The organism is Pseudomonas sp. Snoq117.2, from assembly GCF_900110545.1.
Classification (GTDB): domain Bacteria; phylum Pseudomonadota; class Gammaproteobacteria; order Pseudomonadales; family Pseudomonadaceae; genus Chryseomonas; species Chryseomonas benzopyrenica.
In genome coordinates this window covers 22,190-37,997 of sequence record NZ_FOED01000017.1, presented here as the reverse complement: position 1 = coordinate 37,997, position 15,808 = coordinate 22,190, and the positions used below count along the sequence as shown (strand labels likewise).

At 62.8% G+C, this 15,808-nt stretch carries 13 protein-coding genes and 2 tRNA genes; 1 reads left to right on the top strand and 14 read right to left on the bottom strand.

The window, feature by feature from the left end:
• Nucleotides 1-43 precede the first annotated feature (43 nt).
• On the top strand, nucleotides 44-928 hold the full coding sequence (locus BMZ43_RS23410) for a LysR substrate-binding domain-containing protein (protein ID WP_007162643.1): 885 nt from the start codon (nucleotides 44-46) through the stop codon (nucleotides 926-928).
• Nucleotides 929-1,202: 274 nt separating this feature from the next.
• Here BMZ43_RS23410 and pnp read toward each other — a convergent pair whose 3' ends face one another.
• From pnp to ftsH, 14 genes are all read right to left on the bottom strand, one after another.
• Nucleotides 1,203-3,305 carry a polyribonucleotide nucleotidyltransferase gene (gene pnp, locus BMZ43_RS23405; RefSeq protein ID WP_017640618.1) on the bottom strand — a complete coding sequence of 701 codons (2,103 nt, stop codon included), beginning with the start codon at nucleotides 3,303-3,305 and terminating at the stop codon, nucleotides 1,203-1,205.
• A 174-nt stretch (nucleotides 3,306-3,479) separates the two neighbouring features.
• Nucleotides 3,480-3,749, bottom strand: coding sequence for a 30S ribosomal protein S15 (rpsO, locus tag BMZ43_RS23400; RefSeq protein ID WP_007162645.1), 270 nt, complete (start codon nucleotides 3,747-3,749; stop codon nucleotides 3,480-3,482).
• Between the two features lie 93 nt (nucleotides 3,750-3,842).
• Complete coding sequence (truB, locus tag BMZ43_RS23395; protein WP_093257112.1) at nucleotides 3,843-4,757, bottom strand: tRNA pseudouridine(55) synthase TruB; 915 nt, start codon at nucleotides 4,755-4,757, stop codon at nucleotides 3,843-3,845.
• 2 nt (nucleotides 4,758-4,759) lie between these two features.
• Nucleotides 4,760-5,143, bottom strand: a complete 384-nt coding sequence (gene rbfA, locus BMZ43_RS23390; protein ID WP_007162647.1) for a 30S ribosome-binding factor RbfA — start codon at nucleotides 5,141-5,143, stop codon at nucleotides 4,760-4,762.
• 132 nt (nucleotides 5,144-5,275) lie between these two features.
• Nucleotides 5,276-7,831, bottom strand: coding sequence for a translation initiation factor IF-2 (gene infB / locus BMZ43_RS23385; protein WP_017640620.1), 2,556 nt, complete (start codon nucleotides 7,829-7,831; stop codon nucleotides 5,276-5,278).
• Between the two features lie 26 nt (nucleotides 7,832-7,857).
• Complete coding sequence (gene nusA, locus BMZ43_RS23380) at nucleotides 7,858-9,330, bottom strand: transcription termination factor NusA (protein ID WP_017640621.1); 1,473 nt, start codon at nucleotides 9,328-9,330, stop codon at nucleotides 7,858-7,860.
• 49 nt (nucleotides 9,331-9,379) lie between these two features.
• Nucleotides 9,380-9,838, bottom strand: coding sequence for a ribosome maturation factor RimP (rimP, locus tag BMZ43_RS23375; RefSeq protein WP_007162650.1), 459 nt, complete (start codon nucleotides 9,836-9,838; stop codon nucleotides 9,380-9,382).
• A gap of 127 nt (nucleotides 9,839-9,965) precedes the next feature.
• Nucleotides 9,966-10,042: transfer RNA gene (locus BMZ43_RS23370), tRNA-Met, on the bottom strand.
• An 87-nt stretch (nucleotides 10,043-10,129) separates the two neighbouring features.
• A tRNA-Leu gene (locus tag BMZ43_RS23365) sits at nucleotides 10,130-10,215 on the bottom strand.
• Nucleotides 10,216-10,231: 16 nt separating this feature from the next.
• Nucleotides 10,232-10,612, bottom strand: a complete 381-nt coding sequence (gene secG, locus BMZ43_RS23360; protein WP_017640623.1) for a preprotein translocase subunit SecG — start codon at nucleotides 10,610-10,612, stop codon at nucleotides 10,232-10,234.
• Entirely contained in the window at nucleotides 10,612-11,370 is a 759-nt protein-coding gene (gene tpiA / locus BMZ43_RS23355; RefSeq protein ID WP_064308127.1) for a triose-phosphate isomerase, read from the bottom strand. Before tpiA ends, secG begins: the two co-directional genes overlap by 1 nt.
• A 66-nt stretch (nucleotides 11,371-11,436) precedes the next feature.
• The gene (gene glmM, locus BMZ43_RS23350) at nucleotides 11,437-12,774 is read right to left on the bottom strand and encodes a phosphoglucosamine mutase (protein WP_064308126.1); all 1,338 of its coding nucleotides are present in this window, start codon (nucleotides 12,772-12,774) and stop codon (nucleotides 11,437-11,439) included.
• Nucleotides 12,775-12,785: 11 nt separating this feature from the next.
• Nucleotides 12,786-13,637: a dihydropteroate synthase gene (folP, locus tag BMZ43_RS23345; RefSeq protein WP_093257108.1), complete on the bottom strand. Its 852-nt coding sequence runs from the start codon at nucleotides 13,635-13,637 to the stop codon at nucleotides 12,786-12,788.
• 7 nt (nucleotides 13,638-13,644) lie between these two features.
• A complete protein-coding gene (gene ftsH, locus BMZ43_RS23340; protein WP_093257104.1) occupies nucleotides 13,645-15,561 on the bottom strand; it encodes an ATP-dependent zinc metalloprotease FtsH in 1,917 nt (638 codons plus the stop codon).
• Nucleotides 15,562-15,808 lie beyond the last annotated feature (247 nt).

The following is a 15,808-nucleotide window of genomic DNA, read 5'->3' as shown; positions in this document are numbered from 1 at the left end:
TGCTCGGCATATCATTCCCTTTTTTCATGCCGCGAGTCCGCTCATGCAACGTCGCCACCTGCCGTCCATCACCGCCATGCAGTGCTTCGAGGCGGTCGCGCGTCATCTGAGCTTTACCCGCGCGGCCGACGAGCTGGCGCTGACCCAGAGCGCCGTCAGCAAACAGGTCGCCCAATTGGAGGATCTGCTGCAGCACAGCCTGTTTCGCCGGGTCCGGCGCCGCCTGCAACTGACCCCGGCCGGCGCCCTTTACCTGGCCGAGGTGGACAAGATCCTCAACCAGCTGGAGATGTCGGCACGCTACCTGAGATCCTATGGCGGCGAGACCGAGGTACTGCGCGTGGCCACCCCGCCGACCTTTGGCGAGCGCTGGCTGGTACCGCGACTGAAGGGTTGGCGCCTGCGCTTTCCCAACATCCACCTGGATGTCTCCAGCGCCCTGGAACCGGTGGACTTCCGCGATCCTCGCCATGACGTGGCGTTGTTCTATGGCCATGGCAGCTGGCCGGGTGCCGAGTGCGAACTGCTGCTGCACGAACACATGGTCGCGGTCTGCGCGCCGGACCTGCTGCCCGCCGAGGGCATCGCCGGACCGGAGCAACTGGTGGACTTCGTCTTGCTGCAGAACACCACCCGCCCGGAATCCTGGCACGACTGGTACGCCAGCCTCGGACGCGAGGAGGTCCATAGCCATCATGGGCCGCGCTTCGATACCTTCACCCTCTGCGCCCGCGCCGCCCAGGAAGGTTGCGGGGTGGCCCTGCTGCCGGAATTCCTGGTCGCCGAAGAGCTGGCCTCCGGCCGCCTGGTGCTCGCCTGGCCCCACCGTCTGGCCAGCCCCCACGCCTATTGGCTGGCCTATCCGGAACAGATGGCCGAGGTGCCCAAGGTGCGCAGCTTTATCGAATGGATTCGCGAGAAGGCCTAGCACGGGGCCAATCGCGGCCATGGGCCGCTCCTACCGGTAGTTCTGTCGTAGGAGCAACTGTCTTATCGCGGCCTCGGCGGCGATATAAGGTAGGTTGGGTTGAGACGGCTCTATCGTCGAAGCCCAACATTGCAGGCACTTGGGCCATGTGGGGCTCCGATGGACGGTAGAAGCGGACCGCCAGGACCTCGATGAAATATCCGGCGCGCCCCTCCCTCCATCAGAAATGAAAAAACCCGGCCTAGGCCGGGTTTTTTCATTAAGCGAGGTCGTCTTAGACGCCGGAGGCTTCCGCCGCCGCCACGTCCTTGATCGACAGCTTGATGCGACCGCGGTTGTCCACGTCCAGCACCAGCACCTTCACTTCCTGACCTTCTTTCAGCACGTCAGTGACCTTCTCGATGCGCTGATCGCTCAGCTGCGAGATGTGCACCAGGCCGTCCTTGCCGGGCAGGATGTTGACGAAGGCGCCGAAGTCGACGATGCGCTCCACCTTACCGACGTAGATCTTGCCGATCTCGGCCTCGGCGGTGATGCCAAGGACGCGCTGCTTGGCTGCTTCAGCGGCTTCGCGGGTCTCGCCGTAGATCTTGATGGTGCCGTCGTCTTCGATGTCGATCGAGGCCTTGGTCTCTTCGCAGATACCACGGATGGTGGCGCCACCCTTGCCGATCACGTCGCGGATCTTGTCCTGGTCGATCTTCATCGCCAGCATGGTCGGGGCATTTTCGGACAGCTCGGCACGCGACTCGGAGATCACCTGGTTCATCTGACCCAGGATGTTCAGACGCGCTTCCAGCGCCTGCTCCAGAGCGATTTCCATGATCTCTTCGGTGATGCCGTTGATCTTGATGTCCATCTGCAGGGCGGTGACGCCTTTGGCAGTACCGGCCACCTTGAAGTCCATGTCGCCCAGGTGATCTTCGTCACCCAGGATGTCGGTCAGGACGGCGAACTTCTCGCCTTCCTTGACCAGACCCATGGCGATACCGGCAACCGGGGCCTTGACCGGCACACCGGCATCCATCAGCGCCAGAGAGGCACCGCAGACCGAGGCCATGGAGCTGGAGCCGTTGGACTCGGTGATCTCGGAGACCACGCGGATGCTGTAGGGGAAGGCGTCCTGGGTCGGCAGCATGGCCTGGATGCCACGACGGGCCAGACGGCCGTGACCGATCTCGCGACGGCCCGGGCTGCCCATGCGGCCGCACTCGCCGACCGAGAAGGGCGGGAAGTTGTAGTGCAGCATGAAGCTGTCACGACGCTCGCCTTCTAGGGTGTCCAGCAGCTGCGAGTCACGGGCGGTGCCCAGGGTCGCGGTGACCAGGGCCTGGGTTTCGCCGCGGGTGAACAGGGCCGAACCGTGGGTCTTCTTCAGCGGACCGACTTCGATCTGCAGCGGGCGAACGGTGCGGGTGTCGCGACCGTCGATACGCGGCTTGCCGTCGACGATGTTCTGGCGCACGGTGCGGTATTCCAGCAGACCGAAGGTCTCCTTGACCTCGGCTTCGCTGTACTGACCGTTCTCACCGGCCAGCTTGGCGATGGCCTGGTCACGCAGGGCGCCCAGGGCCGCATAGCGATCCTGCTTGATGGTGATGGTATAGGCACGGGACACGGCCTCGCCGACCTCGGCCTTGACGGCTTCGATCAGGGCGGTGTTCTCGGCAGGCGCCTGCCAGTTCCAGGTCGGCTTGCCGGCTTCGGCAGCGAACTGGCTGATGGCCTCGATGGCCACCTGGAATTCTTCGTGAGCGAACAGCACGCCGCCCAGCATCTGGTCTTCGGTCAGCTCGTCGGCTTCGGATTCCACCATCAGCACGGCGTCACGGGTACCGGCCACGACCATGTCCAGACTGGAGCTCTGCAGCTGCTCGTAGCTGGGGTTCAGCAGGTAGCCCAGCTCGCTGTGGTAGCCCACGCGCGCAGCGGCGATCGGACCGGCGAAGGGGATGCCGGAAATGGCCAGGGCGGCAGAGGTGCCGATCATGGCGGCGATGTCCGGATCGGACTTCTTGTTGGTGCTGACCACGGTGCAGACCACCTGGACTTCGTTGAGGAAGCCCTCGGGGAACAGCGGACGGATCGGACGATCGATCAGGCGCGAGGTCAGGGTTTCCTTCTCGGAAGGACGGCCTTCGCGCTTGAAGTAACCACCGGGGATGCGGCCAGCGGCGTAGGTCTTCTCCTGGTAGTGCACGGACAGCGGGAAGAAGTCCTTGCCAACGGCAGGCTGCTTGGCACCGACCACGGTGACCAGCACGCTGACGTCTTCGGTGGAGACCAGCACGGCACCGGTCGCCTGGCGCGCGATGCGGCCGGTTTCCAGGGTGAAGGTCTGCTCACCGAACTTGAATTGCTTGATTACTGGATTCACAGTCTTTCCTTCTCTTTATTGCCTTGGGGGAAATCGGGGCGACCAGAGGGATTCGGACCCTCGCTGATCTCCAGGTGACGCAGGCCGATTCTGCCGGCCTTTCAAGCAAAAAAGCCGGAGGCCGGCGCGAGCCGACCTCCAGCTTCAGACTGCTTGCAGCAGGTCTGCATCGTGTTAACGACGCAGGCCCAGGCGAGCGATCAGTGCGCTGTAACGAGAGGTGTCCTTGGACTTCAGGTAGTCCAGCAGCTTACGGCGCTGGTTGACCATGCGGATCAGACCACGACGGCTGTGGTGATCTTTGCCGTTGGCCTTGAAGTGACCTTGCAGCTTGTCGATGTTGGCGGACAGCAGGGCAACCTGCACTTCCGGCGAACCGGTGTCGCCTTCGCTCTGCTTGAACTCGTTTACGATCTGGGCTTTGTCTTCAACGCTCAGTGCCATGATAGGGCTCCTCTGAGGAACAGGCCGGGATGGATCCCGTGCTTAAGGAAAGAGGTGTGACCGTGCCTGCTGACAGCCACCCTCGGTATCGGTCTAGGACCGAATCAGTCTACGGGGAGCAACCTGCCCCTCGTCATCAATCTCGCCGATGCCGATGAAACGACCCTGGTCGTCCTGCACCCGCATCAAGCCGAATTTCGGTGCATTGGCGGCCCGAACGGGCTGGCCGTGCAACCAATAATAGGCGCTGTGCTGCGTCAGCTGCACCAGCGGCCAGTGCTCCAGGCCACTGTCGACCGGCAGCAGGAAGCGATCCAGCGCCTCGGAACCGCCTTCGGCGTGCGCCGCCTCCAGCTCGTCCAGGCTGATGGCCTGCGCCAGGCCAAAGGGGCCGGCCTGGGTACGGCGCAGCTCGGCCACATGGGCTCCGCAGCCAAGACGGGCGCCGAGGTCTTCGACCAGGGTGCGCACATAGGTGCCCTTGCTGCAGGCCACTTCCAGCGTCGCACGATCTTCCTGCAACGCCAGCAGTTCCAGACGGGCAATAGTAACAGAACGCGCCTCGCGCTCCACTACTTCCCCGGCACGCGCCAGCTTGTACAGCGGCTGGCCGTCGCGCTTGAGCGCCGAATACATCGGCGGGATCTGCTCTATCTGGCCGCGGAAGGCCGGCAGTGCCGCCTGGATGGCCGCTTCATCGACCGCGACCGCCCGTCGCTCCATCACTTCACCCTCGGCATCGCCGGTGGTGGTGGTGACGCCCAGTTGCGCCACGGTGCTGTAGCCCTTGTCGGCATCCAGCAGGTACTGGGAAAACTTGGTCGCCTCGCCGAAGCACAGCGGCAGTACGCCGGTGGCCAGAGGATCCAGGCTACCGGTGTGCCCGGCCTTCTCGGCGTTGAGCAACCAGCGGACCTTTTGCAGGGCGGCGTTGGAGGAGAAGCCGCGCGGCTTGTCCAGCACCAGCACGCCATGTACCTGGCGGCGAATACGCTTGACCTGGGCCACCCCTACTCCTCCCCTTCGTGGCGACGGTCTTCGGCGACCGCCCGCTCGATCAGGGCCGACAGCTGGGCGCCGCGACGGATGCTTTCGTCGTACTGGAAGCTCAGTTGCGGAACGGTGCGCAATTTCATCGCCCGACCCAGCTGCTGACGCAGGAAGCCGGCGGCGTCCTTGAGGATGCCGATGTTCTGCTTGATGGCGTCGGCATCGTCGTCCTTGCCCAGGACGGTGATGTGCACCTTGGCATGGGACAGGTCGCGCGCGACGTCCACGCCGGTGATGGTCACCATGCCCAGTCGCGGATCCTTGATCTCACGCTGGATCAGCAGTGCCAGTTCACGCTGCATCTGATCACCGATGCGCTGGGTACGGCTGAATTCTTTGGCCATGTCGAAACTCTCGTACGAAAGGCCGCAGACACCAGGCCTGCCAGCCATGAACCTTGGAAACGCGAACGGCAAGTCCGGACCTGGCAGGGGTCTGCCAGGTCCGCGACCTGCCGTCCTGGTGCAGAGTCGTCGTTACAGCGAACGGGCGACCTGAACCTTCTCGAACACCTCGATCTTGTCGCCGACGCGGACGTCGTTGTAGCTCTTCACGCCGATACCGCATTCCATGCCGGCACGCACTTCGGCCACGTCATCCTTGAAGCGACGCAGGGATTCCAGCTCGCCTTCGAAGATGACCACGTCTTCGCGCAGGACGCGGATCGGACGGTTACGGTGCACCATGCCCTCGGTGACCATGCAGCCGGCGACGGCGCCGAACTTGGGCGAACGGAAGACGTCGCGCACTTCGGCGATACCCAGGATGTTCTCCCGGACGTCACTGCCCAGCATGCCGGTCAGCGCCTTCTTCACATCTTCGATGATGTCGTAGATGACGTTGTAGTAGCGCATGTCGAGGCCTTCCTGCTCGACGATCTTCCGCGCCCCGGCGTCGGCCCGGACGTTGAAGCCGAACAGCACGGCATTGGAAGCCAGCGCCAGGTTGGCATCGCTCTCGGTGATACCACCGACGCCACCGCCGACCACGCGCACCTGGACTTCGTCGTTGCCCAGACCGGACAGCGAGCCCTGCAGCGCTTCGAGGGAGCCACGCACATCGGACTTGAGCACGATGTTGAGGGTCTTCTTCTCGTCCTGGCCCATGTTCTCGAAGATGTTCTCGAGCTTGCCGGCGTGAGCGCGGGCCAGCTTGATCTCGCGGAACTTGCCCTGACGGAACAGCGCCACTTCGCGGGCCTTCTTTTCGTCGGTCAGCACGGTGAGTTCGTCACCGGCGTCCGGGGTGCCGTCCAGGCCGAGGATCTCGACCGGGATGGAGGGACCGGCTTCCTTGATCGGCTTACCGTTCTCGTCGAGCATGGCACGGATACGACCGAAGTTGACGCCGACCAGGGCCATGTCGCCCTGACGCAGGGTGCCGTTCTGTACCAGTACGGTAGCGACCGGACCGCGACCCTTGTCCAGGCGCGATTCGATGACCACACCGCGACCGGGTGCTTCCGGCGTAGCGGTCAGCTCCAGGACTTCGGCCTGCAGCAGGATGGCTTCGAGCAGCTCGTCCACGCCGGTACCGGCCTTGGCCGAGACGTGCACGAACTGGGTGTCGCCGCCCCACTCTTCCGGGATGACCTGACGACCAGCCAGATCGTGCTTGACGCGATCCGGATCGGCGTCGGGCTTGTCGATCTTGTTGACCGCCACGACGATGGGGACACCCGCCGCCTTGGCGTGCTGGATGGCTTCCTCAGTCTGCGGCATGACGCCGTCATCGGCCGCGACGACCAGGATGACGATGTCGGTGGCCTTGGCACCACGGGCACGCATGGCGGTAAACGCGGCGTGGCCAGGGGTATCCAGGAAGGTCACCATGCCACGCTCGGTTTCCACGTGGTAGGCACCGATGTGCTGGGTGATGCCACCGGCTTCGCCCGACGCGACCTTGGCGCGACGGATGTAGTCCAGCAGCGAGGTCTTGCCGTGGTCGACGTGACCCATGACGGTCACCACCGGCGCGCGGTGCAGGGCCTTGCCACCCTCGAACTTGAGAGATTCGGCCAACTGGTCTTCCAGGGCGTTCTCGTTGACCAGCTTGACCTTGTGGCCCAGCTCTTCGGCCACCAGCTGCGCCGTCTCGCGGTCGAGCACCTGGTTGATGGTGGCGGGGGACCCCATCTTGAACATGAACTTGATGACTTCGGCGGCCTTCACCGACATCTGCTGAGCAAGCTCAGAGACGGTGATGGTCTCACCTAGATTGACTTCGCGCACTACAGGTCCTGTCGGGCTCTGGAACCCGTGTTGGTTTCGCTTCTTGAGTCGCGACTTGCCACCGCGACCGCCACGCCGGCCAAAGCCCTCTTCCTCGTCGTCGCCACTGCGCACGGTACGGGGAGCTGCGACCTTGTCCTTGATCGACGGGCGATGCTGGGCGTTCTTGCGCTCACGGCGCTCGTCTTCTTCGCGCTTGCTGCTCGGGGCAGGATGCACGGGACGACGCGGCTCTTCGCGCTTGCGCTCACTGGCCGGATCCGCCTTCTTGACCTCGACGGCAGGCTCGGCAGCGGGTTGCTGCTCGGCTACCACGGCCGGGGCTTCCGGCGCGGCAGGGGCTGCAGCCTCGGCGGAGACCGCCTGCTGCGCGGCCTGAGCAGCGGCTTCGGCCTGCTGCTGGGCAGCCGCTTCGGCAGCGCGCTGAGCTTCTTCCGCGGCACGTGCCTGAGCGGCGGCCTCTTCGGCGGCGCGCAGGGCTTCCTGTTCGCGGCGCTGTTCGGCTTCCAGCTCGGCGGGGCTGCGCTTGACGAAGGTCTTCTTCTTGCGCACTTCGACACTGACTGTCTTGCTGCCGGCCACTTTCAGCGTGGTCTGGGTCTTGCGCTGCAGGGTGATCTTGCTGGGCTCGTCGAGCTGCGCAGTCCCCTTCAGGTGTGTCAGTAGCGCCTGCTTTTCCGCATCGCTCACCGTTTGCTCGGCGCTGCTATGCGTCAGACCTGCCTCGCGCATCTGCTGTAGCAGACGTTCCACCGGCGTATTGACCGTTTGGGCCAGTTCTTTCACCGTGACTTGCGTCATGCACTTCTCTCCTCAGACTGCGCCGCTTACTCGAACCAATGGGCACGGGCAGCCATGATCAGCTTGCCGGCACGCTCTTCGGTCATGCCGTTGATGTCGAGCAGGTCGTCGATCGACTGCTCGGCGAGCTCTTCGCGATTGACCACGCCACGCTGGGCCAGCGCGCTGGCGAGCTGGGGATCCATACCGTCGAGGGTCAGCAGATCTTCGCTGGGGCTCTTCTGTTCTTCGGTCGCGATGGCCCGGGTCAGCAGGCGATCCTTGGCCCGGGTACGCAGCTCGTTGACGATGTCTTCGTCGAAGCCATCGATATTGAGCATCTCTTCCATGGGCACATAGGCCACTTCCTCGAGGGAAGTGAAGCCCTCTTCCACCAGCACCTGCGCCAGTTCCTCGTCGACATCCAGCTCGTCGATGAAGCGCTGGATGATGTCGCCGGTCTCGGCCTGCTGCTTGGCGTTGATGTCCGCTTCGGTCATCACGTTGAGCGTCCAGCCGGTCAGCTGACTGGCCAGGCGCACGTTCTGACCGCCACGGCCAATGGCCTGGGCCAGGTTGTCCTCGGCGACGGCGATGTCCATGGTGCGGCTGTCTTCGTCGACGATGATCGAAGCGACTTCGGCCGGGGCCATGGCGTTGATGACGAATTGCGCCGGGTTGTCGTCCCACAGCACGATGTCGACCCGCTCGCCACCCAGCTCACCGGATACCGCCTGGACACGCGAACCGCGCATGCCGATGCAGGCACCCTGGGGATCGATGCGCTTGTCCTTGGAACGGACGGCGATCTTGGCCCGCGAACCCGGATCCCGGGCAGCCGCCATGACATCGATCAGCTGCTCGGAAATCTCCGGTACTTCGATGCGGAACAGCTCGATCAGCATCTGCGGATCGGTGCGCGACAGCATCAGCTGCGGACCGCGGTTCTCGGTGCGGATTTCCTTGAGCAGGGCACGCAGACGCACGCCCATGCGGAAGGTCTCACGCGGAATGATGTGCTCGCGCGGCAGCAGGGCCTCGGCATTGTTGCCCAGGTCGACGATCACGCTGTCACGGGTGACCTTCTTGACGGTACCCGAGATGATCTCGCCGACCTTCTCGCGATAGGCGTCCACCACCTGAGCCCGCTCGGCCTCGCGCACCTTCTGCACGATCACCTGCTTGGCGGTCTGGGCAGCGATCCGACCGAATTCGATGGACTCGATCTTCTCTTCGATCACTTCACCGGCCTTGACGCCGGGATGCTCTTCCTGGGCGTCTTCCACCGTCAGATGCGAATCGGGCAACTGATAGTCTTGGTCTTCCACCACGGTCCAGCGGCGGAAGGTTTCGTAGCTGCCGTTGTGTCTGTTGATCGACACCCGCAGATCCACATCTTCTTCGTAGCGTTTCTTGGTAGCCGTGGCGAGAGCCAACTCCAGTGCCTCGAAGATGACGCCGGGTGGAACACCCTTCTCGTTCGAAACAGATTCCACTACCAGCAGAACTTCTTTGCTCATCTTACGCCTCGTATTCGCAATCCTTGGGATCCGCGGTCTCGCGCTCAAATCACTCGAAACGGGGAACGACGTTGGCCTTGTCGATCATCTCGATGGGCAGCAGATACTCATGCTCGTCCACCTGCACCACGACGTCCTGGTCTTCCACACCGCGCAGCAAACCCTGGAAATTACGTCGCCCTTCGAAGGGCGACCGAAGTTTGACCTTGACCTGTTCACCCGCATGGGCAGCAAATTGCTCCAGCGTGAACAGCGGTCTATCCATACCGGGGGAAGACACCTCGAGGGTGTATTCATTGGTGATCGGATCTTCCACATCGAGTACGCCACTTACCTGGCGACTGACAGCCTCGCAGTCTTCAACGAGAATGCCATTGGGATGATCGATGTAGACACGCAGTAGCGAATGCCGCCCTTGGGAGATGTACTCGACACCCCAGCAAACATAGCCAAGCGCCTCGACGACGGGGGCCAGCAAGGCCTGCAACTGTTCTAGCTTGCTCGACACCTGGTTGCCTCGCGTTTTTTGAGAATAAAAAATGGGCATTACGCCCATCCCTAAGAGGTCTGCGCAAGAAAGCGCGACCCGAACTGTCCAGCCAACAAAAAGCCCCTATAAAGGGGCTTTAAATAACTGGTTGCGGGGGCTGGATTTGAACCAACGACCTTCGGGTTATGAGCCCGACGAGCTACCAGACTGCTCCACCCCGCGTCAAAGCTGGAGCGAGATTATATTCAACTGAACTCTAGGAGTCAACCTACTCTCTCTCGCCGCGTCCTGCAGGACGTCTTTGCTATTTGGTGCCGAAGATGGGACTCGAACCCATACAGCCTGTGGCCACTACCCCCTCAAGATAGCGTGTCTACCAATTCCACCACTTCGGCATGAAACCTTTGAAACCTACTTGGACTCCTGGGGCACGTCCCCGGAAGTACCACCCTGGGCAGCACGGGGCTGACTCAGGGGAACATCGTTACCATCCTGTTTCGGCTGAGGAGCCTGCTGGACCGGCTGAGTGGGCAAACCCACCTCACGCAGACCCAACGCACGGTCTTTGGCGAAATACGCCAGACCCAGGCTAGTCGCGAAAAAAACCGCGGCTAGTATAGCAGTAAAGCGACTCAGAAAGGTAGCAGAACCTTGACTACCGAACACGGTACCCGAGGCGCCCGCACCAAAGGATGCACCGGCTTCGGCACCCTTGCCCTGCTGCATCAATACCAGCACGATCAGGCCAAGCGCCATCAGCAAGTGGATCACGACAACTGCAGTTTCCAACATTATCCACGTCCTGCAGCGCGGCAAATCGCACTGAACTCTTCAGCATTCAGGGAGGCCCCACCCACTAGCCCCCCATCGATATCCGGCATGCCGAACAACTCGGCAGCATTGGCAGCCTTGACACTGCCGCCATACAACAGCTGAAGGCCTTCAGCGACCCCAGCATCGGCTTCGCGCACCAGGGCGCGAATCGCCGCATGAATCTCTTGCGCCTGCTCCGGCGTCGCCGTCAGCCCGGTACCTATCGCCCAAACCGGCTCGTAGGCCACTACAGCCTTGGCGAAAGCCGCGACCCCGACTGCGTCGATGACCGCCTTCAGCTGGCCACCCACCACATCCAGAGTACGCTCGGCCTCCCGCTCTTCACGGGTTTCGCCGACACAGAGCACGGGAATCATCCCGCCCTCCTGGATGGCCGCGAATTTCTTCGCCACCACCACATCATCCTCGCCCAGCAGAGCACGCCGTTCGGAGTGCCCCACCAGTACGTAACGGCAACCGAATTCTGCCAACTGGGTCGAGGATACCTCGCCAGTCAGAGCCTTCTCGCCCGCGACGGGAGCACAGGTCTGGGCCCCCACCATCAGCGACGTTGCCGCCAGCGCTTCAGCCACCCCCGGCAGATGCACCAATGTCGGAATCACCACGACATCGACACCCGCTGCGCCATCCAACCCTTTCAAGCCTGCGACCAGCGCCGACACGCCTTGCAGCGAGCCATGCATTTTCCAGTTACCGGCAACCAGGGAACGACGCATGCGTTTTACCTCAGGGAGCGAAGTGGGCGCAGATGTTACTCAATCGAAAACCGGCATGCAAGCAAATCAAGCACATACCTCGGTTATCAACTGAGCGAGCGCCTCGGCATGGGCCCGCACCTCACGCTCGTTCTCGCCTTCGACCATGACCCGCAGCAACGGCTCGGTACCGGATTTGCGCAGGAGCACCCGCCCCTTGCCGGCCATCTTCTCGGTGACCTCGGCACTGGCCTGCTTGACCCGCGGATTCTCCAAGGGATCCTGGCCGCCGCCGAACCTCACGTTGATCAGCACCTGCGGGCACTTGCGTAGCGCCATGCGCGCCTGGGCCAGGGTCTGACCGGCATTGCGCAGGGCGATCAGCACCTGCAGGGCGGCGATGGTGGCGTCACCGGTGGTGGTGTACTGGCAGCAGACCACGTGCCCGGAATTCTCTCCACCCAGCACCCAGTTGCGTTCCAAGAGCTCGGCCATCACATAGCGATCGCCTACCTTGGCGCGCACGAAGGGAATCTCCAGCTCCGCCAGTCCCAGCTCGAGACCGAGATTGCTCATCAGGGTACCGACCACCCCACCCTCGAGGCGACCACGACGCTTGAGGTCGCGAGCGATCAGATAGAGCAGCTCATCGCCATCCACTGCCGCTCCGGTGTGATCCACCATCAGCACCCGGTCGCCGTCGCCGTCGAAGGCGATACCGAGGTCGGCATGCTGGTCGAGCACCGCCTGCTGCAGCCCCTCGAGGTGAGTGGAGCCACAGTCCTTGTTGATATTGAGCCCGTCCGGCTGCACCCCCAGCACGCTGACATCGGCACCGAGTTCGCGGAAGACACTGGGCGCGATCTTGTAGGTGGCGCCATTGGCGCAATCGAGCACGATCTTCAGGCCGGCGAAACTGGTCCCGGTCGGCACGCTGCTCTTGCAGAACTCGATGTAGCGACCGGCCGCATCATTGATGCGCGAGACCTTGCCGATACGCGCCGAATCCACCACGGTCATGGGCGTATCAAGCAGCTCCTCGATCATGGTTTCGAGCTCATCGGGCAGCTTGGTGCCGGCGCCGGAAAAGAACTTGATGCCATTGTCGTAGTAGGGATTGTGTGACGCACTGATGACGATGCCGGCACTGGCCTGGAAGGTCCGCGTCAGGTAGGCGATCCCAGGGGTTGGCATGGGACCGAGCAACATGACGTCGGCACCGGCAGCGGACAGCCCGGCTTCCAGAGCCGACTCGAACATGTAGCCCGAGTTGCGGGTGTCCTTGCCGACCAGCACCCGACAACCGCCGCGACTGCGAAAGGCAATGCCCGCCGCCCAGCCCAGCTTGAGCATGAAATCCGGGGTGATGGGATAGGTGCCGACCTTGCCGCGAATGCCATCGGTTCCAAAATACTTTCTTGCCATCAGTTTTGTTCCTACCTGAAGCCTTCGACCGCGGTGATCATCTTCACCACGTCCACCGTTTCCGCCACATCATGGACCCTGAGGATCTGCGCGCCCTTGACCAGCGCCAGGGCCGCCAGGGCCAGACCGCCCGCCAGGCGCCCCTCCACAGGCTGCCCGGTGACCGCGCCGATCATGCTCTTGCGCGAGACGCCCACCAGCAAGGGTAGCCCAAAGGCGAGCAACTCGGCTTGTCGCTTGAACAGTTCGAGATTGTGCTCGAGGGTCTTGGCGAAGCCGTACCCCGGATCAAGCACCAGCCGCTCGCGCGCGATACCAGCCGCTTCGCAGCGCCTGACCTGCTCGGCCAGAAAGGCACCTACCTCGCCTGCGACATCGGTATAGACGGGCGCCTGCTGCATGGTGCTGGGCTCCCCCTGCATGTGCATCAGGCAGATCGCCAGATCGCTCGCGGCGGCAGCTTCGAGGGCGCCAGACCGGCGCAGCGAGCGGACGTCATTGATCAGGCCGGCGCCGGCCCTGGCACCTTCGCGCATCACCGCGGGCGTGGAAGTATCCAGGGAAATGACGACATCCAGCTCTCGGGCGATCGCCTCGACCACCGGGATGACCCGATCGAGCTCCTCTGCCTCGGACACCGCTGGCGCCCCCGGGCGAGTGGATTCTCCACCGACATCGATGATGGCCGCACCAGCGTTCACCATCCCTTCGGCATGGCGCAGAGCGTTTTCCACCACCGTATAGCGACCGCCATCGGAAAAGGAGTCGGGGGTGACGTTGAGGATGCCCATGACCTTGGGCGCGTCAAAAACAAGAACCCGATTGCCGCAAGGCAATCGGGTCGAAGGAAACGGATTGAACATGGGTGTTTCAGTGTTCTCCGGCTGGACCACCGATGGGGGTTTCCGGACGATCGCTACCACTCTGGGGCGCTGGGGCATCACCGGTAGGACCACCACGGTCATGCCAGTCACGCGGCTCGCGCGGGACCTTGCCGGCCATGATGTCGTCGATCTGATCGGAGTCGATGGTCTCGTACTTCATCAAGGCATCGGCCATGAGCTCGAGCTTGTCGCGGTTCTCGTCCAGCAGCCGCTTGGCGGTGCCATAGCAGTCATCGATGATCCGGCGAATTTCCAGGTCGATCTGCTTGGCGGTTTCGCCCGACATGTTGCCGGCGCCACCACCACCCGAGCGACCCAGGTAGCCTTCGTTCTCTTCCTCGCCATACAGCAACGGACCGAGCTTCTCGGACAGACCCCACTTGGTCACCATGTTCCGCGCCAGCGAAGTCGCCCGCATGATGTCATTGGAGGCACCGGTGGTAACGCCTTCGAAACCCAGGGTCATCTCCTCGGCGATACGGCCACCGAACAGCGAGCATATCTGGCTTTCCAATGCCCGCTTGGACAGGCTGTAGCGATCTTCCTCGGGAAGGAACATGGTCACGCCCAGGGCCCGACCACGGGGAATGATGGAAACCTTGTAGACCGGATCGTGCTCGGGCACCAGGCGACCGATGATGGCGTGACCCGCCTCGTGGTAGGCCGTGTTGCGCTTCTCCTTCTCGGACATGACCATGGTCTTGCGCTCGGCGCCCATCATGATCTTGTCCTTGGCCAGCTCGAACTCGCGCATGTCGACGGTGCGCTTGTTTGCACGGGCGGCGAACAGCGACGCTTCGTTGACGAGGTTGGCGAGGTCAGCACCGGAGAAACCCGGGGTACCACGCGCGATGACACCGGCGTCGACGCGCTCGCCGACCGGCACCTTGCGCATGTGCACCTTGAGGATCTGCTCGCGACCACGGATGTCCGGCAAGCCGACCACCACCTGGCGGTCGAAACGACCAGGGCGCAGCAGCGCCGGGTCCAGGACATCGGGACGGTTGGTGGCGGCGATGACGATGATGCCATCGTTCATCTCGAAGCCGTCCATCTCGACCAGCAACTGGTTCAGGGTCTGCTCACGCTCGTCGTGCCCACCGCCCATGCCGTTGCCGCGATGACGACCGACCGCATCGATCTCGTCGATGAAGATGATGCAGGGAGCGTGCTTCTTGGCCTGGTCGAACATGTCGCGGACACGGCTGGCGCCGACACCCACGAACATCTCGACGAAGTCCGAACCGGAGATAGTGAAGAATGGCACCTTGGCCTCACCAGCCACAGCCTTGGCCAGCAGCGTCTTGCCGGTACCCGGCGAACCGACCATCAGCACACCACGGGGAATGCGGCCACCCAGGCGCTGGAACTTGCCCGGATCACGGAGGAACTCGACCAGCTCGGTGACCTCTTCCTTGGCTTCGTCGCAACCGGCGACGTCGGCAAAGGTGGTCTTGACCTGGTCTTCCGACAGCAGGCGTGCCTTGCTCTTGCCAAAGCTCATGGGGCCGCCGCGACCGCCGGCACCTCCCTGCATCTGGCGCATGAAGAACATGAAGACGGCGATGATCACCAGGATCGGGAAGCTGGCCACCAGCAGCTGAGTCCAGATGCTCTGCTGCTCAGGCTGCTTGCCAGTGATGGTAACGCTGTTGTTGACCAGATCGCCGATCAGGCCATTGTCCTGGATCGCCGGACGGATGGTCTTGAAGGGATCGCCATCACGATGCTTGCCGGTGATGACATAACCATCCACGGTCACGCTCTCGATCTGCCCGTCCTTCACCTGCTGGATGAAGTCGGAGTAGTTGAGCGTCTGGGGTTCGTTGGGGCTGGAGAAGTTGTTCATCACGGTGACGAGCACCGCGGCGATGATCAGCCACAGGATCAGATTCTTTGCCATGTCGTTCAATTGACTACCCTCTGCGCCGGTTTCGTGGGTAAACCGTTCGAAGCGAAACCGGCAGTGACCGGTAAGTTACTACACAAAGCCTGGCCCACGGCAGACATCGTCTGTAACGCTATATGAGTCTTCTGCCTTTGACTCTAGGGCAAGGCAGACGTTGCGGCCATCAATTCTCTCAATTGCCCCTAAAACCGCGACCCAATAGATATTGCTGGCGCGATCTGGTCCCGCGACGCGGAAGGCG